Genomic DNA, 18532 nt, shown 5'->3' on the forward strand with positions numbered 1-18532 from the left:
CACGGTGAGTTGGGGGGCGTGATCCTGGCAGGGGTCGCGCACAACAACCCCCACTACGACCCCGGCTGGCTCCCCTTCTTCGCAGCGCTCGTCATGCTCGCGGGGTTCGTGATCGTCCTTGTCGGTGGAGCCATGTCCATCGGTGTGCGGGACCTCGTAGGCCGGAGGAAGTGGGCCGGTTACGCGATCGGGCCGGTGACCATCACGATCGGTCTTGCCGTCGTCGCCCTTGGCGTGTGGCTGTGGTGACCGCGTGACGTCGGGCGATCCGGGCCCAGTGCCTCTCCCTTACCGGACGAGCGAGGTGGGGGCGACATGAGACTTGCGGCCACCTGGACCCCGAACCCGAACCACCCCGCCACCTGGGGCGGCTTCTTCGCGATGCTCATCGTCATGGCCGGGTGCGCGGTCATCTTCGTCGGTCTGCTCGCATCATTCGCTACGTGGCGCAGCACCGAACAGCCGCGTTACCCCGGGCAGTGGCGTGTTCTCCTCGCCACGACGGGGTGCTTCGGGGTCGTGGGCCTTGCGATCATCGCCTTCGGCGTGTGGCTGTTCTGAGCGGCACCACCGACAACGGCGCAGTGGGCAAGGTGGGCGGCGGGCTCACGGCCGACGCACCGCCTTGCACACGGGCGTCCACGCTGCCGGCTCCGGTATCGAGGCGGATGTACAGGATCTGGCGAAGGACGCGTAAGCATGATCGACGACGTGAGGCTTGCGGCCGTTTCGGACCCCAACCCGGACCACCCCGCCACCTGGGCCGGCTTCTTCTGGGCGCTCCTCGGGGTTGGCGGGTGCCTGATCGTCGTCATCGGCGCCGCCCTGACCATCGCTCTCTGGAGCGTCAGCGATCAGAAGAAGTGGGGCAACTACGTTCTCGGGCCGGTGATGCTCGTGTTCGGTCTTGCAGTCGCCGGCTGGAGCTTCGGGCTGTGGTGACCGTGCACGACGGGCCGGCGACATGATCCTTGCGGGGGTCGCGCACAACAACCCGAACGGTCTGACCCGACCACCTGGCACCTTGCCATGCCCATGCTGTTAGTCTCCCCTCACTCGCGTGGGGGGAGCGGCCGGGGGGCCGGGAGGCGACCAGGGTGTCGCCGTGGTCCCGCCATGCTTCTTCTTGCCTTCCGGAGGAACCGTGGCCCAACCTGGCCGACACAGACCCTCTGCCCGTACGGCGGTCGTCCTGGCGGCGGCGCTGACGCTGAGCCTCCCGCTCGCCGCGCTGCCGTCACCGTCCGTCGCCGCCACGGCCGGGGAGGTCGTCGTACCGGCCGCCGCGCGGGCCGTGCCCCGGGCCACGCAGATCCTCAACGCGGGGACCAGCGGGTTCCTCTGGACGCAGGAGGGCGACGACCGGCTGCTGTGGACGGACTACGCCTCCGGCACCACCACGGCACTGGAGCAGCGGCTGGATGTGCCGGTCCAGTACGACATCGACACCGGCTCCTACCAGTCGTCCCCGTCCTTCCAGATGGGCTACTACGGGCGCGGTTCCGACACCGTGGCCCTCTACTCCGACGAGGACGACCAGGTCACCCTCCTCAAGGGCGGCGGCTCGACGGTCGTACCGGTGTCGGAGTACGACGATTACCTGGGCACCTTCGGAGACACGGTCCTCACCGCGAGCAAGAGCACCGGTGCGCTGCGGTTGCGGCGCGCCCAGGACGGTGGCGGAGTCGCCGAGTCTCCGGCGACCGGCCTGCCGGAGGGACAGCGGTCCTTCTCGGTCGAGGACGGCGACGCACGGTCCGTCATCCTCCGCTACGAGACGGACGGGGACGAAGGGGTCCAGCAGCACTGGGGCATCGTCGACCTCACCACGGGCGTGTTCAGCGCGCTGCCCGACCGGGTGAACGACACGGACCACTGGGAGGTGACCGGCTTCCGGCTGTCGAAGGGCTCGGTGCTGCGGCTCCGGCCCGGGCGCGGCAAGGCCGACCTGTACGACCGTGACGACCTGTCGGCCGCGCCGCGGACCTTCGACACGTCGTCCCTGACCTACGAGGCGTCGTACGGCGTCGTCGGCGACAAGCTGATCGGCCTGGCACCGATCGCCCCCGGCGACAACCAGTACCGGGGCCAGCCGCTGTTCGCCTTCAGCACCGACGGCACGGACACCGACATGGCCAAGGTCATGGACCCGGCCGCGCACGGCGTGGTCCAGACACCGGACGGCTCCCTCCTCGTGGCGGGCGCAGCGCAGTACGTCGAGCGCGGCGACCTCGACTGGGGCATCTACCGCATCGCGCAGGGCGACGACGGCTCCCTCACCCGCACCCGCGTGACCTCCGTCGACCCGATGCCCGCGCAGATCCACGGCCTCTCCCTCGGCAGCGGCATCCTCACCACGGCCGACGACAGCACGCTGTACGAGCCGCACACGATCCTCGGCGCCTACCGCAGCACCTGGCTCACCGGCAGCGGGATCGCCAAGTCCACGGTGGACGGTCTCGTCAGGGGATGGGACGGCGACTGCTCCCCGTACCGCCCCCGCTGCATCCAGATGTTCGCCGACGGCACCGGCTTCCACGGCCGCAGGGACGCCACCGAGTCCGACCTGACCATGCTGCGCGCCAACGGCGCCACCGACTGGGGCCCGACCGTCGACACCGGCGACAGCACCCCGCGGTTGAAGGACCTCTCCGGGCGGTACGGCGTCGTCGACGGTGCCTCCTCGGGCAAGCAGTACGTCGTCGACTTCACCGGCACGGGCAAGGTGCTCCAGAAGCGCGACCGGGTCGCCGCGGCCGTCTGGGGCGACACCCTGTGGAGCGGCGCGGCGAGCGGCGGCAAGGTGACGGCGACGACGCTTCCCGCCGGCACCGCCGGGGAGACCTTCACCACCCGCAACGGCTGCACCCCGTCCGATCTCCAGGCCGTGGGCCGCTGGGTGTACTGGGTGTGCGAGGACAACTGGGGTGACGTCCAGGGTTCGGGCGTCTACGACCGTACGACCAAGAAGACGGCCACCGCCCCGGACGGCCAGGTCCTGCTCGGCGACGGCTACCTCGTCGAGGCCCTCGCCGGCATCGAATCGGACAGCGGGCTGACCCTCTTCGACCTCCACAACGGCCTTCCGGCGAGCGGGAGCCACGCCGATCTGCCGCACCACAAGCTCGCCGGCTGGACCGACCTCGGCCGGGACAACGTCGGGGCGCGCACGAGTTGGACCGTGGACCGCTTCGGCGGCCAGGTCGCCTACGCCGACCGGGAGCAGCGCATCCACATCGTCCCGACCGGCGTCCCCACCTCCGCGCTCACCGCCATCGACGCGGCCGTCGCCCCCAAGCCGGCGGGCTGGTCCGGAACTTGGTGGCTTTCCAAGCCTGCCGCCGGCTGGCAGGTGACGATCCGCTCGGCGTCCGGCGCCACGGTCCGCTCCCTGTCCGGCTCCGCCGCTCGCGGCCTCCTGACGGCCACCTGGGACGGCAAGGACTCCACCGGCCGCCTCGTCCCGAACGGCACCTACACCTGGACCCTCACCGCCGCCCCCGCCGACGGCACCGGCACGCCCCTCACCCGCTCCGGCACCACCAAGGTGACGGAAGGCTCGGCGGCGCTCCACGACCACGCCGGCAACGACGGCATCGGCGACCTGCTCACCCTCGACTCCTCCGGCGGACTCACCGTCCAACGGGGCACCGGCACGGGAACCTTCTCCGGCAAGGTCACCGGCAGCGGCTGGCCGACGAGCGCGAAGTTCGTGTCCTACGGCGATCTGAGCGGCGACCGCTGCAACGACGTGCTGGTGCGGCTGAGCTCCGGAGCGCTGCGGCGGTACACGCCGGGCTGCGGCAAGGCGGTCACCCCGTCGACGCCGTACACCACCCTCGGCACCAGCGGCTGGACGCAGTACGACGTCCTGACCTCTCCCGGTGACGTGACCAAGGACGGCCGCCCGGACCTGCTCGCCCGCAACGCCGCCACCGGTGCCGTGTACCTCTACAGGGGGACCAGCACGGGCAAGCTGTCGGCGCGGGTGAAGCTCTACGACAACTGGAAGACGTACAAGAAGGTCGTCGGCACCGGTGACCTCAACGGCGACGGCGTCGGGGATCTGCTCGCCCAGGACAAGTCCAACACCCTGTACCGGTACGACGGCAAGGGCGACGGCACCTTCAAGGCGCCGGTGAAGCTCTTCAGCGACTGGGGCGGCTCGTACGACGTGATCGTCGGCGTCGGGGACATCACCGGTGACGGCAAGGCCGACCTCGTGTCCCGGGACTCCAGCGGCACCCTGTGGCGCAACAACGGCAACGGCACGGGCTCCTTCGGCGGACGCACGAAGATCGCCACCGGCTGGGGCGGGTACAAGTCGGTGATCTGAGCCAGGAGTTCTACGCCGCATGAACGGGCGGATGACGCCGCGGCCGACCCTTAGGAGTAAGGGGCGGCCGCGGTCGTTTTCGGTGGGCGGCCGTGTCAGCCGACGGTGTACGTGTACGGGATGCCGATGATCTCGGAGCCGTTCGCGCCGCCCATCGCCGTGTCGTTGTCCACGTGGAGGATCCCGTGGACGACCGTGCCGACGGGGGCCGCCGGGGCGAGGGTGAGGGTCATCGTGCCCGTCCTGCCCGCGGCCACCGGGAGGGAATCGTGCTTGGCGCTGTAGCCCCAGAACGCTCCCGTCGAGGCCGTGGCGCCGGGGTCGACCGGCTCGGTGGTGGCCGTCATCGTGATCTCGGCGGTGGTCTCGGGGGCGGGGGTGTCCTGGAAGGGGCCGGGTGAGGAGACGCCCACGGTCCAGACGCCGGCAGCCGGCTGGTCGGCGGTGGTCGCTCGCGCTGTTCCCCGGCCCCCAAGACCGTTCGGGGGGCCACCGTACCGCGCGTCCGGATGACGGCGAGTTGGCCGGTACCGGCCAACCACCCTAGGAACGGTGATACTCGACCCATGGGAACGGATCTTCATGAACTGCTGAGGTCGCTGCGGGTCTGGGACCCGGAGGTCACGCAGCTGCGCCCGTTCGACCCGGCGAACGCCCCCGCCGAACCACTGCCCCTCTTCACGGCGTGGTTCGCCGAGGCGGTGGCAGCCGGCCAGAAGGAGCCGCACACCATGTCGTTGGCCACGGCGGACGCGGACGGAACCCCGGACGTACGGATCGTGATGCTGCACGGCGCGGACGCGGACGGTTGGGCCTTCGCGACGCATGCGACGAGCCGCAAGGGCGGACAGCTGGCGGCCCGGCCGTATGCGGCCCTCTGTTTCTACTGGCCGGCGCTGGGCCGGCAGGTCCGGCTGCGCGGCCCGGTCACCGCCGCCCCGGCCCAGGAGTCCCAGGGAGACCTGCACGCCCGCTCGACCGGCGCCCTCGCCGCCGCCCTCACCGGACGCCAGAGCGAAGTCCTGGGCGCCGTGGAGGAGTTGGCACAGGCCTCCGAGGCCGCCTGGGAACGGGCCCAGCAGGAACCCGACGCCCCGGTGCCGACCTGGACCCTGTACCGGCTCCGCCCGGACGAGGTGGAGTTCTTCCAGGGTGACGAGCGCCGACAGCATGTACGGCTGAACTACCGTCGGGACGAGAGCGGTTGGGCCAAAGAGCTGCTGTGGCCGTAGGCCGCGGCCCCTCATGCCCTGAAGTCGTACACCGTGAAGTCCGCCACCGCCCGGTACCCGATCCGCTGGTACAGCGCGTTGCTGGTCGGGTTGGCGAGGTCCGTGAACAGCAGCACCTCGGTCGCGCCCGCCGCGAGGGCCGCCCGGCTGACCTCGGCCGTGACCGCCCCGGCGTATCCGCGGCCGCGCAGATGGGCCGGGGTGTAGACGGGGGCGACCCGGATCTGTCCGGCGACCATCGGTGTCACACCCGCCATGGCCACGGGGGTCCCGTCGTGGGCCTCCCAGAACGTCGTCCCGCCGTAGGAGATGCGCGAGTCGGCCCACCCCTCCGCACGCTCCGCGCCGCTCTCGCCGATGGCCTCCATGAACTCGCCGTACCACCGCACCAGTTGCTCCCGGTCCGTCGCGTCGGCGATTCTCGGTCGCCCCTCTGGGACCGGCTGCGGGACCGTCAACGTGCCCAGCCGGTACAGCCGCTGCCGCTGGTGCAGCGTCGTCGCCGCGCCGGTGTGCCGCTCCCAGGAGCGTGCCACGGCCTCGACCGTGGAGCGCTCACCCGTGACTCCCGGGACCGGGCGGCCCAGACCGGCGAGGTGAGCGGCGAGGGAGTCGGCCTCGTCGGGTGTGAGGGAGGTGACGCACAGCCGGTAGGGAGGCGTGCGGAAGTAGACCGCCCTGACTGCGCCTTCCGACTCCAGTACGCCGAAGTAGGGGGCCTCGGCGCCGTAGTACCGCGAGCCGCGCGTCCGCAGCCCCTCGGTCACCGTGAGCGGGACGGTGTGCAGGGCGGGGCGGGAGCGGAGGAAGCCCCCGGCGCGCGTCAGGAAGGTGTCCAGGTCGTCGGTGAGGTACCAGTCATCGGGACGCATGCCCCATGATCCCGCGCGCCTTCGCCCCGACGCCTCCGAATTACGGGCCCACGGCTCCCGTCACCGAATGGGCGGCTCCGGATCCGTGGCGATCCGCCCGTGCAGATGCACGTCCCGGAACGCGTCGTACCGCCCCGCCTCGAACATCGCGCCGCGCAACGTCCCCTCGTAGCGGAACCCGCACCGCTCGGCGATACGGCACGAGGCCTCATGACCGAGGGCATGGCCGAGCTCCAGCCGGTGTATCCCCAGATCGTTCAGCGCCCAGCGGGAGACCACCGCCAGAGCGCGGACGGCGACTCCCCGCCCCCGGGCCTCGGGCAGCACCCAGTACCCGACCCGGGCAACGCTCAGGAGGGAGTCGATCGCATTGACGCCGATGTGCCCCAGCACCGCACCGCTCGCCGCGTCGGTCACGCAGTACGGCGCCTCCGAACCGTCCGCCGAGGCCAGCACCTTGCCCCGCAGCGACTCGCGCGCGCCGGCCAGGTCGTCGACCTGCTTGAGCGGGGTGTTCCAGCGCCGGAACTCCGGGTCCGTGAGCCCACGCAGCCAGGCCGCGGCATCGGCGTCCGACTCCGCGTCCCACGGGCGCAGACGGATGCCATGACCGTGCAGATCGGGCATGGAGAAGGAGGAGGATGACGAGGAGGAAGAGGAAGAAGGGGCTGGCGAACGCCGTTCGATGTGCTGCGCGTCTGCAGAGCTCATCAGCCCATTCAAACCCCTACGCCTCACTTGCGCGGCCGGAATACCGGCACCCCTTCCCGGAACGCCACCTCCAGCTCGGCCCCCGCCCGCAGCTCACCCGCCCCGCACCCCACCACCTCCGTCATCATCCGCGGCCCCTCCGCCAGGTCGACGACCGCGGCCACGTAGGGCGTCCGCTCGCCGAAGGGCGGCAGCTCGTTCCGGTGGACGACGGACCAGGTGTAGAGCACCGCCCGGCCGCTCGCCCGCTCCCACTGCACGTCCTCGCTCCAACAGTGCGGGCAGAACTCGCGCGGGTAGTGATGGGCCCGCCCGCACGCCCCGCAGCGCCGGATCAGCAGCCTGCCCTCGGCGGCCGCGTCCCAGTAGGTCCGTGTGAAGGCGTCGGTCTCGGGGACGTCCTGGCGCGTGGTCACCCGAACCACCCCACCACGGCGTCCAGCGACCACGTCTGCCACGACATCCCGAACAGCGCGACCACCGACATCAGCGCCATCATCGAGTTCTGCCCCTGCTCGGCCACGTCGTGGATCATGAGCGTGAAGTAGAGGACGTTCAGGAGCAGCCCTCCGACCAGCGCGATCGGACTCAGGAACCCGACGACCAGCCCCAGCCCGATCGCGAGCTCCGCGTACACCACGACGTACGCCATCGTCCGCGGGCGCGGCGCCACCATGACCTCGAAGCCGGACCGGACCGCGTTCCAGCGGTGCTTCGCGGCGATGCCCGCCGCCCACGCGATCCCGGTCCCGCGCTCGAACCAGGCCTTGCGGTCCTTGTGCCGCCAGCTCTCCAGCCACCACAGCCCGAGTCCTATGCGCAGCACGGCCAGCCATTCCGCGCCCGTGAGCCAGATCGCATCCATGAATCTGACGGTACGTCAGATCGCGCGATCCGGGAAGCGCCGTGCATCCCACCCCGGCAACCCCGCCCCGGGCGCACTCGCCGAATGATCACAACCGAGTGGCCTACGTCACCAGTCCCACCCACCCCTCCTACAGGCGTGATCAATCCGCAACCAATTCCGGGCTTGACCGAGACCCATCAACCCGGTGCGTGATTACGCTCGCGCTCATGGCCGACTCCTCTCCGTCCGCAAGCGCACCGGACCGCCGGCGCCCCGTCTACGTCATCGGCGGCGGCCCGGCCGGGCTCTCCGTCGCGTATGCGCTGCGGGCCCGGGGGATACGGGCCGTCGTCCTGGAGAAGTCCGACGGGGTGGGTGCGGCCTGGCGGCGGCACTACGACCGGCTCCACCTGCACACCACCCGCCGTCTGTCGGCCCTGCCCGGACTGCCGATGCCGCGCCGCTTCGGGCGATGGGTGGCACGGGACGACGTGGTGCGGTACCTGGAGAAGTACGCCGAGGTGCACGCACTGGAGATCGTCACCGGCGTCGAAGTCTCCCGCGTCGAGCGCACCCCCGACGGCGAGGGCTGGCTGCTGCACGCCACGGGCGGCCGCGAACTGACCGGCGCCGCGGTGGTCGTCGCCACCGGCTACAACCACACCCCGTACGTCCCCGACTGGCCCGGCCTCGACGCCTACACCGGTGAGTTCCTACACGCCGGCGAGTACCGCAGTCCCGCGCCCTACGCCGACCGTGACGTCCTGGTCGTCGGCGTCGGCAACACCGGCGCCGAGATCGCCGTGGACCTGGTGGAGGGCGGCGCCTCGCGGGTGCGGCTGTCGGTGCGGACGGCCCCGCACATCGTGCGCCGCTCGACCGCCGGATGGGCCGCCCAGTACACAGGCGTGCTGGTACGGCGGCTGCCGACCGGGCTGGTCGACCGGCTCGCGCGGCCGATGGCGAAGCTCAGCGTCCCCGACCTCTCCGCACAGGGGCTGCCCCGGCCCGACACCGGCCTGTACAGCCGGGTCAAGGAGGGCGCCATCCCGGTGCAGGACGTCGGTCTCATCGACGCCGTCCGCAAGGGGCGGGTCGAGGTCGTCGCCGCCGTCGACGGCTTCGAGGACGGCAAGGTCGTCCTCGCCGACGGCACCCGCGTCTCCCCGGAGGCCGTCATCGCCGCCACCGGATACGTCCGCGCCCTGGAAGGCCTCGTCGGTCACCTCGACGTGCTCGACGCGCGGGGCAGACCCGTGGCGCATGGCGCCCGCACCCCGCAGCACGCCCCCGGTCTGCACTTCACCGGCTTCACCACCCCCATCAGCGGCACGCTCCGCGAGGTGGCGATGGACTCCGAGAAGATCGCGAAGACCATCGTGAAGAACGGCGGCGACGCGCTGTCCCGCCTGCCCGGATGACGTAGAAGCGCTCACCCCCCGAAAAACCTCAACGCCCTCCAAAACCCTCAACTCCCTTCCCTGGAACTCTCGTTACGCATGAGTCAGATGTGACGGGAGCGTTGAAGCGTGCCGCTGTTCGGGGCCAGAATGTGAACGCTGCTCACTTTCTGGCTCCACACTCTCCCCACACTCTCTCCATACGGAGGACGCACGTGGCACGCGAAAGACAGCACCACCCGAAAGCCCTCTCCCGACGCTCCCTGCTCGGCGGTGCCGCCGCTGCCGGAGCCGTCACCCTGACCGCCACGGCCGCCGGTACGGCCTCCGCCGCGACCACGCGGGACGTGGACGTCGCCATAGTCGGCGGCGGGCTCGCCGGACTGACGGCGGCCCGCGACCTGGTGGCCGGTGGCAAGACCGTGGCCGTTCTGGAGGCCCGCGACCGCGTGGGCGGCCGGGTGGTCAACCTGTCGCTGGCGAACGGCGGTTTCACCGAGGGCGGCGGCGAGTTCATCGGCCCCACCCAGGACCGCATCAAGGCCCTCGCCGACTCCCTGGGCGTGGCGACCTTCACCACCTACAACACCGGCAAGAACCTCCTCTACAAGGACGGCAAGAGGACCCCGTACGCCACCGACGGCATCCTCGGGTCCGTCCCACCCGTCGACGCGGCCGGGCTCGCCAACGCCGCGATCGTGCAGGCCTCGCTGGACGACATGGCCAAGAAGGTCCCGGTCGACGCACCCTGGACCGCCGCGAAGGCCGCCGAGTGGGACAAGCAGACCTTCGAGAGCTGGCTGAACGCCAACGCGGTTATCCCGTCCGCCAAGTTCCTGCTGGACGTGGCGTGCACGTCGATCTTCTCCGCGCAGCCCCGTGAACTCTCCCTCCTCTTCGTGCTCTTCTACATCGCCGCCGCCGGCAACGAGTCCAACGCCGGCACCCTGGAGCGCCTCACCGACACCGCGAACGGCGCCCAGGAGTCCCGCTTCGTCGGCGGTTCCCAGCAGGTGCCGATCAAGCTGGCCGCCACGCTCGGCGACCGGGTGGTGCTGAGCGCGCCGGTGCGGTCGATCGCGCAGTCGGGCAACAAGTACGTGGTGACCGCGGACGGGGTGACGGTGACGGCGAAGAAGGTCGTCGTCGCCGTGCCTCCGCCGCTGGCCGCGCGCATCGCCTTCGACCCGCTGCTGCCGGCCTCCCGGGACCAGCTGAGCCAGCGGCTGCCGATGGGCTCGATCGGCAAGGCGATCGCGGTCTACGACACCCCCTTCTGGCGGGCCGACGGCCTCAACGGCCAGGTCGTCAGCGACTCCGGCGTGGTCCGCTCGACATTCGACAACTCACCGCCCGACGCCTCCTACGGCGCCCTGATGGGTTTCATCGAGGCCGACGAGATGCGGGCGTACGACGCGTCGAGCGTCGCCGAGGTCAAGGCCGCCGTGCTCAAGGACTACGTCAACTACTTCGGCGACAAGGCAAAGTCGCCCACCTCCTTCGTGCTGCAGCGCTGGGACAACGAGGGCTTCTCCCGGGGCGGCCCGGTCGCCTACGCCCCGCCCGGCGTCCTGACCGAGTACGGGGCCGCCCTGCGGGCGCCGGTCGGCGGCATCCACTGGGCGGGCACCGAGACCTCCACCTACTGGAACGGGTACATGGACGGGGCCGTGCGGTCGGGGGAACGGGTGGCCAGGGAGGTGCTTGCGGAGCTGTGAGGCGCCCCGCCGGGGCCGGCCGGCTTCCCGTCCGGCCTTGAGTGCCCGTTCAACTTTGCGTGCACGCCCGTTCCTGACATGGCGTCAGTTCAGTAATCTGACTGAGCGTCAGCTATTGGCGCCGTCTCAGAGCTGTCTCAGAGGAGCGGGCGGACCGATGCTTGGATCAACCCACGGCACCCTCACCACCGACTCCCGCCGGGCCCGGGTCATCGCCTGTGGCGAGCAACCCGGGCCCGCCGTCCACGGCAGGCCCGCGGACGTCGACGACCTCGACGTCAGCGGCCGGCCCCTGTACGCCGACGTACCCGATCTCGACCGGTTCTTCCGGCCCGAGTCCGTCGCCGTGATCGGCGCCTCGGACACCGAGGGGCGGCCCAACACCGGTATCACCCGGCAGCTGGTGGCCTGGGCCGAGCGGGTCGGGGCGCGACTGCACCCCGTCCACCCGAGCCGCCCGTCCGTCTTCGGCATACCCTGCTCCCCTTCCGTCGCCGACCTGCCCGAGCAGGTCGACCTCGCCGTACTGCTGATCGCCGATCCCCTCCCTGTGCTCGAGGAACTGGCTGAGGCCAAGGTGAAGTTCGCGGTCGTCTTCGCCTCCGGGTTCGCGGAGACCGGTGCGGAGGGTGCGGCCGCACAGGAGCGTCTGGCGGCGGCCGTTCGGCGCTCCGGGATGCGGCTGCTCGGGCCCAACACCAACCTCAACGCCTTCGAGCGGTTCCGGGACGACCTCGACGGACCGGCCATCGCGCTCATCACCCAGTCAGGCCACCAGGGCCGGCCCGTCTTCTCCCTCCAGGAACTCGGCATCCGGCTCTCCCACTGGGCGCCCACCGGCAACGAGGCCGACCTGGAGACCGCCGACTTCATCTCCTACTTCGCCGAGCGGCCCGAGGTCGGCGCCATCGCCTGCTACGTCGAGGGACTGAAGGACGGCCGGTCCTTCCTGCTCGCCGCCGACCGGGCCGCCCGGCGCGGGGTGCCGGTCGTCGCCGTCAAGGTGGGCCGCACCGAGACCGGCGCCCGCACCGCCGCCTCCCACACCGGCAAGCTGACCGGCGCGGACACGGTGGTGGACGCGGCGATGCGGCAGTTCGGCGTGATCCGGGTGGACGGGCTCGACGAACTCCAGGACACCGCGGCCCTCTTGGCGCGCGCCCGGCCGCCGCGCGCGGAGGGCGTCGTCGTGTATTCGATCTCGGGCGGCACGGGCGCGCACTTCGCCGACCTGGCGACCGAGGCGGGGCTGCGGCTGCCGGTCCTCTCGGAGGCCAGGCAGGCCGAGCTGCACCAGTGGATACCGGACTATCTGAGTGTGGCCAACCCGGTCGACAACGGCGGGCATCCGGTCGGCGACTGGCGCGGCCGGAAGATCATCGACGCGATCCTGGACGACCCCGAGGTGGGCGTCCTGATCTGCCCGATCACCGGCCCCTTCCCTCCCCTCAGCGACAGGCTGGTCCAGGACCTGGTGGACGCGGCCGAGCGGACGGACAAGCTGGTCTGCGTGGTCTGGGGATCCCCGGTCGGCACCGAACCGGCCTACCGCGATGTCCTGTTGGGCTCCTCGCGGGTGGCCACCTTCCGTACCGTCGCGAACTGCATCACCGCGGTCCGCGCCTACCTCGACCACCACCGCTTCACCACCGGCTACCGCTCCCCCTTCGACGAGGCCCCCCGCACCACCTCGCCCTCCTTCCGCAAGGCGCAGGCACTGATGCGCCCGGGCAAGCAGCTCAGCGAACACGCGGCGAAGCAGCTGCTGCGGGCGTACGGAATCCGCGTACCGCGCGAGCAGTTGGTGACCAGCGCGGCAGCGGCCGTACGCGCGGCGGGCCAGGTGGGCTACCCGGTGGTGATGAAGGCGTCCGGCGGACAGATCGCCCACAAGACCGAGCTGGGACTGGTCAAGATCGAGCTCACCTCCGCCAGCCAGGTCCGGGACGCCTACCGGGAGCTGACCGACATCGCGCGCTACGAGGGCGTGTCCCTGGACGGTGTCCTGGTGTGCCAGATGGTCGAGCGGGGCGTGGAGATGGTCGTCGGCGTCACACACGACGAGCTGTTCGGCCCGACCGTGACCGTCGGACTCGGCGGGGTGCTGGTGGAGGTGCTGCACGACGTCGCCGTGCGCGTGCCGCCCTTCGGTGAGGAGCAGGCCCGGGACATGCTCCGCGACCTGCGCGGGCGGGCGCTGCTCGACGGGGTCCGGGGGCGTCCCCCGGCCGACCTCGACGCGCTCGTCGAAGTCGTCCTGCGGGTGCAGCGCATGGCGCTGGAACTCGGGGACGAGCTCGCGGAGCTCGACATCAACCCGCTGATGGTGCTGCCCAGGGGGCAGGGGGCCGTGGCGCTGGACGCGCTGGCGGTGTGCCGCTGAGATGAACATGCGTAATGAGATGGACATGCCTGATTCCCCCCGTACCGGCACGAAGACTTCCGAGCCGGAAATTTCCACTGAGTCATTGGTACAGCACGCCACTGACAACCAGGTCTGCCGCATCACCCTCAACCGCCCCGAAGCCCTCAACGCCATCACTCCCGACCAGCGCGAACGCATCATCCGACTGCTCGGCGAGGCCTCCGCGGACCCGGAGGTACGAGCCGTCGTCATCGCCGGAACCGGGCGTGGATTCTGTGCCGGAGCCGATCTGCGGGGCGGCTCGGGCGGCGGTGAGCGGGTCGCCGGCGACGTGGCCCGCGTCCTGCGCCTGGGCGCCCAGCGTCTGATCGCCGCCGTGCTGGACTGCGAGAAGCCGGTGATCGCGGCGGTGAACGGCACGGCGGCCGGCCTCGGCGCCCATCTCGCGCTCGCCTGCGATCTCGTACTGGCCGCGGAGTCAGCCAGGTTCATCGAGGTGTTCGTACGGCGGGGGCTGGTCCCGGACGGCGGCGGGGCGTATCTCCTGCCCCGCCTGATCGGCCCGCAGCGCGCCAAGGAGCTGATGTTCTTCGGCGACGCGGTGTCCGCGACCGACGCCGAACGGCTGGGCCTGGTCAACCGGGTCGTCCCGGACGCCGAGCTGGACAAGACGGCCCGCGAGTGGGCGCAACGCCTCGCCACCGGCCCCACCCGCGCCCTCGCCCTCACCAAACAGCTGGTCAACGCCTCCCTGGAGTCCGACCGAGCGACGGCCTTCGCCGCCGAGGCGGCCGCCCAGGAGATCAACATGACGACGGCGGACGCCCAGGAAGGCGTACGGAGCTTCGTGGAGCGCAGAAGCCCCGAGTTCAAGGGCCGCTGACCTTCCCATCTGACGTACCGTCAGCTTCAATGGAGGGGTGATGGGACACGCAGGGGCGGCCGCCGCCGCCGTCCGCTACCTCAGGTCGGCCGGCACCCCGGCCCCCGTAGAGGCGCTGCCGCGCCCGGAGTTGCGGTGCGTCGGCGAGGACGAGCGCGCGCCCGTCGACCAGGCCGAGTTCCGGCGGGTGCTGGGCAACTTCGCGACGGGCGTCACCGTCATCACCGCACCGGCGGCCGACGACGAGAACGGACCCGCCGGCTTCGCCTGCCAGTCCTTCTCCTCCCTCTCCCTCGACCCGCCCCTGGTCGCCTTCATGGTCGGCCGTACGTCGACGACATGGCCGCGCATCGCCCGCGCGGGCGTCTTCTGCGTCAACGTCCTGGGCGCCGGACAGGGCGAGTTGTGCCGGGGCTTCGCGGTGAGCGGCGCGGACAAGTTCGCGGGGGTGGCGTACGACGCGGCACCGGTCTCCGGTTCCCCGCGGCTGGCCGGCACGCTCGCGTGGATCGACTGCACGATCCACGCGGTGCACACGGGCGGCGACCATCTGATCGTGGTGGGCCGGGTGGACGCGCTGGGGACGGGCACCGCCCCGGCCCGGTCGCCGCTGCTGTTCCACAAAGGGCGCTTCCTGTAACCGGTCAAGCGGCCTTGCGCGGTCTGCCCCGCTTCGGAGCGACGGGCCGCCACGCCATCACGTCCTCGTCCGACAGACCGAGGCGGGCGAGATGCTCGGCATACGACCGGCGAACGTGTTCACCCGCGCCCGCGTCCGCGTCGGGTCCGTCCCCGGGCACCGTGACCCAGGGCAGCAGGTCCGCAAGCGCCCTCAGGAGCGGCAGGGCCGACTCCGGACGGTGTGTGTGGGCATGCGCACCGGTGTCGAGGAGGTCCGTCACCGCCAGGGCTCGCTCGTACGCGTTCCATCCCCCCCAGCCGATCGACGTCGCGAGGGTCAGCGGCGATGCCGACGACGCGAAGGAGACGAAACGCTCGCTCGGAACGTCGAACTTCCCGCGCCGCTTCCAGTAGGAGGGCCTGAGAAAGTCGGCCGAGGTGAAGCGCGGCGGCAACGTGCGGGGCACCGCGGTGTCGGAGTTCTCTTTTCCGTCGTCCTGGCGCTGGGCCTCCCACAGCTCCTCCCACTGGCGCCGCTTGGCCAGACCGGACGCCTTGTACCGCAGAGGCGTGGCCTGCGGTACATGCTCGTCGGCGAGTAGGTCCAGCAACACCTCGCTCACGCCGGCCCGCGGCAGGTAGCGCCCGGCCGCAGCGATGAAGTCCTCGTCCTTTGCGAGCAGTTCGGCCATTTTCCGGACCGTCAGAACGACCGGGCGCCGGCCTTGAGCCGCGTCCGCGTGCCAGAGCCGGGGCGACTCGCAGCGATCCAGCAGGCGCTCCTTGAGGATGCCGCGGACCAGCGCGTCCCAGGACGGAGCAGCCCAGCGCCGCTTGTACTCGGGTTGCTCCAGCAACGCCACCACTCGGCTCTCCCGGATGGCGTTCATCCGGCGCTCCACCAAGGTCCGGTATCCCGAGGGCCAGTGTCCTGGAACCTCCGTCACCGCTTCTCTCGTGTGGCGGGCGAACCAATCGGTCCGGATCTCGCCCTCCGCGAGTCGCCTCGCCAGCGCGATCTCGAACGCTCGCTCGCCCGGGGCGACCGCGGGCACATCACCCCCCGCGCTCAGCCCTTCCTCGTCGGCCACCAGGCCGTACCCGACGTATACCTTCCAGTCGAGCTCCTCCTGGAGGGCGACCATCCGCGACCTCAGCGTGTGCCATCGGTTCGCGGCCGAGGAGAGGGTCTGGTCGTCGAGCCGGGTGTCCGGATCGGAGAGCTCCCCCAGAACGTGCCTCGCCTCTGCCGCCAGCCGGTCGAGCTCCGCCGCCTCTTCGAACGGAAATGCCCGGGGCAGGGGCAGATCGAGAAGCCGGGTGGAAGTGAACTCGTAGATCTTCTCCCATGCCTCACCGCCACGGAGCTGGTCGGCGCGCGGCCCCCCTTTGCTCTGGCTCATCTGCTTGAGCCAGAAGCACACGGCCGAGCTGTTGAGAGCGCCGAGGAGCCCGAGGTGGGAGTCCTCTGCCTCGCTCGGTGCCAGCCTGATCTCCGGCGCGGAGTTCAACGGCAGGGCAGAGCCGCGGAGAAGGCTGAAGTGAGGGTGCGTGGCCACCCAGGGGAAGACGATGGACCAGGGGTGTGTGTCCGAGCCGGACGCGATCTGGTGCCAGTCGTACCAGGGGGCCGTCTTCCTCATACCCGGCCGCTTGCGCAGCACCGTTCGGTACGGCCACAGACGTCGGTGGTGTCCGGGCATCCGCCGCAGGTCGACGGGTGTCCGGTCGTGCCCGGTGCGCGGGAAGAACGCCATCTGCGCCGGGACCGCCGACCAGTCCCGTACCTCGGATCCGGTCAGCACCGGGACGGTCGCGCTCTCCTCGGCCCCGAAGCGCCGGAAGGTGCCGGCCGTGGCGCAGAAGATGTCGTCGGACCCGGTGTTCGCGGCGTATCCGATGCGGACCACGCGGTCACCGAGCCGTGGCCCGGTTTCCATCCGACGTAGCGCATCGCGGGCCTCCGACGGGATGAGCGTCCAGGGAAACGAGAACAGCTGATCACGGTCCTGGAGGTACGACTCCGCCCATTCACTCGTCGCTCGGGGTTCGCCCGCCAGAGCGCGCAACGACTTCCAGACGGCTCCCTCGGCCGGCTCGACAGGCGCCTCGGACTCGCCTCGGCGCCCCACGACGACGTGCACGGGCACTTCGGGATCGGGCGCACGGTTGCGGCCCAGCAGGACGGCGGTCGGGGTGCCGTGTCCGGGGATGTATGCCCCTGAGGTGTCGATGACATGGGAGATCTCGACCGTGGGAAGGAAGCGCTCGATGAGGTTCCGCCCGAACTCGCGCTTCATGAAGGCGTTGGACGTCAGCAGGCCGACTCGGCCCGCCGCCTGGCCCGGCCGTGCGAGACGGAAGGCGAGTTCGGTGAAGGGAACGGCGAGCGCGAAGGGACCGCTGCAGCTCTCGTAGGCGTCCCGGTAGGCCACGAACAGGGCTTTGTCCTTGACCGTGACATACGGCGGATTGCTCGTCACCACGTGATAGGAAGCGGGGGCGAGGAGCCCGTAGCGGTCGGCGTACGCGTCGACGTCGGCCGCGGAGTCGACGTCCGCGGGCCGCGGCGCGTCGTACGCACCGGAAGCGCCGTACAGGAGCGAGTCACCGACCGCCACCACCAACGGCAGGTCCGGAACGTAGTCGATGCGCTTCTCCCTCGTACTGGTCATCGCAGCCACCAACAGGCGAAACCGTGTGACGAGCGCGGCGCACGGATCGATGTCACATCCGTGCACGGATCGCAGCGCCCGCGCCGCGCGCTGCCAGGGGCTCATGTCCGGCTTGACCTCCGACCACCGGCGGAAGAGCCGTTCGTATGCCCCGAGCAGGAACGCGCCCGTTCCGCAGGCGGGATCGACGAGCCGGAAACCGGAGAGCCCCGCCGCGTCGGACACCTGCTCACCGAGGGCCGGTTCGAGGGCGGAGTCAAGGAGGAGATCGACGACGAACCTGGGTGTCGGCACCTGGCCGTGCGTCTGTCGCGCGCCCTCGTCGAGTGACGAGTGGAGCTCCGCCAGGAAGCTCGTGGAACGCGCCGCATCGGTGAAGTCATGCACAAGGGTGCCGTCGGGCGCCCGACGGCGCCAGAAGTCGAGCAGCTCGGCGCGCGCCCGCGGGCCCGGGCGCATACCCCACAGACGGCGGACGCCGTCCGCGAAAACCATGCCCATACCGGGGTGGTCACGGAATCGGTCGACTGCATCGCCGACAGGGTCGCCGGACGACGTGTCCTCGACGAGGGAGATGTCGAGCAGGCCGTTGTCCTCGCAGAACCTGATCATCACGGTCACCAGGACCCAGGCCGTCGCGGTACGGGACAACCTGTCGTCCAGCCAGGTATGCCATGTCTTCGCCGTCGCGCCTCGGCTCCTGGCCGACTCGTACTCCTCGCGCCACTGCCGCACGGCCGGGTCGGTGGAGACTCCTTCCGCCAGGTCTGCTTCGACACGGGCGATCAGCCGCACCAGGTCAGCGGTCAGGCGGTTGTCGACGGGCATTGGCCCCTTCCCGGTCAATTCCTTGCGCAATACCGCGTCCCGGA

General features: G+C 70.9%; 16 protein-coding genes. 10 read left to right on the forward strand and 6 right to left on the reverse strand.

What is annotated here, in order from left to right; all coding sequences use genetic code 11:
• Positions 1–18: 18 nt before the first annotated feature.
• The 4 genes from ACIBW9_RS24110 to ACIBW9_RS24125 all read left to right on the forward strand — a co-directional run bounded on the left by ACIBW9_RS24110 (position 19) and on the right by ACIBW9_RS24125 (position 4336).
• Positions 19–249, forward strand: coding sequence for a hypothetical protein (locus ACIBW9_RS24110; protein WP_398958225.1), 231 nt, complete (start codon positions 19–21; stop codon positions 247–249).
• 66 nt (positions 250–315) lie between these two features.
• Positions 316–561: a hypothetical protein gene (locus ACIBW9_RS24115; RefSeq protein ID WP_398958227.1), complete on the forward strand. Its 246-nt coding sequence runs from the start codon at positions 316–318 to the stop codon at positions 559–561.
• A gap of 138 nt (positions 562–699) precedes the next feature.
• Entirely contained in the window at positions 700–942 is a 243-nt protein-coding gene (locus ACIBW9_RS24120; RefSeq protein WP_398958229.1) for a hypothetical protein, read from the forward strand.
• Positions 943–1144: 202 nt separating this feature from the next.
• Positions 1145–4336, forward strand: a complete 3192-nt coding sequence (locus ACIBW9_RS24125; RefSeq protein ID WP_398958231.1) for an FG-GAP-like repeat-containing protein — start codon at positions 1145–1147, stop codon at positions 4334–4336.
• Positions 4337–4431: 95 nt separating this feature from the next.
• Here the strand turns inward: ACIBW9_RS24125 and ACIBW9_RS24130 are convergent, their stop codons facing one another.
• The gene (locus ACIBW9_RS24130; protein WP_398958233.1) at positions 4432–4749 is read right to left on the reverse strand and encodes a hypothetical protein; all 318 of its coding nucleotides are present in this window, start codon (positions 4747–4749) and stop codon (positions 4432–4434) included.
• A gap of 153 nt (positions 4750–4902) precedes the next feature.
• Between ACIBW9_RS24130 and ACIBW9_RS24135 the strand changes: the two genes are divergently transcribed.
• Positions 4903–5568, forward strand: coding sequence for a pyridoxal 5'-phosphate synthase (locus ACIBW9_RS24135; protein WP_398958235.1), 666 nt, complete (start codon positions 4903–4905; stop codon positions 5566–5568).
• A gap of 11 nt (positions 5569–5579) precedes the next feature.
• Here ACIBW9_RS24135 and ACIBW9_RS24140 read toward each other — a convergent pair whose 3' ends face one another.
• From ACIBW9_RS24140 to ACIBW9_RS24155, 4 genes are all read right to left on the reverse strand, one after another.
• Positions 5580–6440 carry a GNAT family N-acetyltransferase gene (locus tag ACIBW9_RS24140; protein ID WP_398958237.1) on the reverse strand — a complete coding sequence of 287 codons (861 nt, stop codon included), beginning with the start codon at positions 6438–6440 and terminating at the stop codon, positions 5580–5582.
• Between the two features lie 60 nt (positions 6441–6500).
• The gene (locus ACIBW9_RS24145; RefSeq protein ID WP_398958239.1) at positions 6501–7067 is read right to left on the reverse strand and encodes a GNAT family N-acetyltransferase; all 567 of its coding nucleotides are present in this window, start codon (positions 7065–7067) and stop codon (positions 6501–6503) included.
• Positions 7068–7174: 107 nt separating this feature from the next.
• Positions 7175–7567 (reverse strand): Zn-ribbon domain-containing OB-fold protein, encoded by a 393-nt coding sequence (locus ACIBW9_RS24150; RefSeq protein ID WP_398958241.1) that lies wholly within the window; start codon positions 7565–7567, stop codon positions 7175–7177.
• Entirely contained in the window at positions 7564–8016 is a 453-nt protein-coding gene (locus tag ACIBW9_RS24155; protein ID WP_398958243.1) for a DoxX family protein, read from the reverse strand. The genes ACIBW9_RS24150 and ACIBW9_RS24155 overlap by 4 nt, the downstream gene beginning before the upstream one ends.
• 209 nt (positions 8017–8225) lie before the next feature.
• Between ACIBW9_RS24155 and ACIBW9_RS24160 the strand changes: the two genes are divergently transcribed.
• The 5 genes from ACIBW9_RS24160 (at position 8226) to ACIBW9_RS24180 (ending at position 15004) form a co-directional block, all read left to right on the forward strand.
• Entirely contained in the window at positions 8226–9419 is a 1194-nt protein-coding gene (locus tag ACIBW9_RS24160; protein WP_398958245.1) for a flavin-containing monooxygenase, read from the forward strand.
• 194 nt (positions 9420–9613) lie between these two features.
• A complete protein-coding gene (locus ACIBW9_RS24165; RefSeq protein ID WP_398958247.1) occupies positions 9614–11116 on the forward strand; it encodes a flavin monoamine oxidase family protein in 1503 nt (500 codons plus the stop codon).
• 157 nt (positions 11117–11273) lie between these two features.
• Complete coding sequence (locus ACIBW9_RS24170; protein WP_398958249.1) at positions 11274–13499, forward strand: acetate--CoA ligase family protein; 2226 nt, start codon at positions 11274–11276, stop codon at positions 13497–13499.
• Between the two features lie 25 nt (positions 13500–13524).
• Positions 13525–14364, forward strand: coding sequence for an enoyl-CoA hydratase/isomerase family protein (locus ACIBW9_RS24175; protein ID WP_398958251.1), 840 nt, complete (start codon positions 13525–13527; stop codon positions 14362–14364).
• 40 nt (positions 14365–14404) lie between these two features.
• Positions 14405–15004, forward strand: a complete 600-nt coding sequence (locus tag ACIBW9_RS24180) for a flavin reductase family protein (protein WP_398958252.1) — start codon at positions 14405–14407, stop codon at positions 15002–15004.
• Positions 15005–15008: 4 nt separating this feature from the next.
• On the opposite strand, the gene pglX is transcribed toward ACIBW9_RS24180, so the two are convergent.
• The gene (gene pglX, locus ACIBW9_RS24185; protein WP_398958254.1) at positions 15009–18488 is read right to left on the reverse strand and encodes a BREX-2 system adenine-specific DNA-methyltransferase PglX; all 3480 of its coding nucleotides are present in this window, start codon (positions 18486–18488) and stop codon (positions 15009–15011) included.
• Between the last annotated feature and the right edge of the window lie 44 nt (positions 18489–18532).

It is taken from the genome of Streptomyces sp. NPDC049541 (assembly GCF_044465725.1).
Lineage (GTDB): Bacteria > Actinomycetota > Actinomycetes > Streptomycetales > Streptomycetaceae > Streptomyces.

Bases quoted from the DNA above. Each gene is read 5' to 3' on its own strand.
- ACIBW9_RS24155 (WP_398958243.1), bottom strand. From the start codon at position 8,016: ATGGATGCGATCTGGCTCACGGGCGCGGAATGGCTGGCCGTGCTGCGC.
- ACIBW9_RS24135 (WP_398958235.1), top strand. From the start codon at position 4,903: ATGGGAACGGATCTTCATGAACTGCTGAGGTCGCTGCGGGTCTGGGAC.
- ACIBW9_RS24170 (WP_398958249.1), top strand. From the start codon at position 11,274: ATGCTTGGATCAACCCACGGCACCCTCACCACCGACTCCCGCCGGGCC.
- ACIBW9_RS24120 (WP_398958229.1), top strand. From the start codon at position 700: ATGATCGACGACGTGAGGCTTGCGGCCGTTTCGGACCCCAACCCGGAC.
- ACIBW9_RS24180 (WP_398958252.1), top strand. From the start codon at position 14,405: ATGGGACACGCAGGGGCGGCCGCCGCCGCCGTCCGCTACCTCAGGTCG.
- ACIBW9_RS24145 (WP_398958239.1), bottom strand. From the start codon at position 7,067: ATGCCCGATCTGCACGGTCATGGCATCCGTCTGCGCCCGTGGGACGCG.
- ACIBW9_RS24115 (WP_398958227.1), top strand. From the start codon at position 316: ATGAGACTTGCGGCCACCTGGACCCCGAACCCGAACCACCCCGCCACC.
- ACIBW9_RS24140 (WP_398958237.1), bottom strand. From the start codon at position 6,440: ATGCGTCCCGATGACTGGTACCTCACCGACGACCTGGACACCTTCCTG.
- ACIBW9_RS24160 (WP_398958245.1), top strand. From the start codon at position 8,226: ATGGCCGACTCCTCTCCGTCCGCAAGCGCACCGGACCGCCGGCGCCCC.
- ACIBW9_RS24175 (WP_398958251.1), top strand. From the start codon at position 13,525: ATGCCTGATTCCCCCCGTACCGGCACGAAGACTTCCGAGCCGGAAATT.
- pglX (WP_398958254.1), bottom strand. From the start codon at position 18,488: ATGCCCGTCGACAACCGCCTGACCGCTGACCTGGTGCGGCTGATCGCC.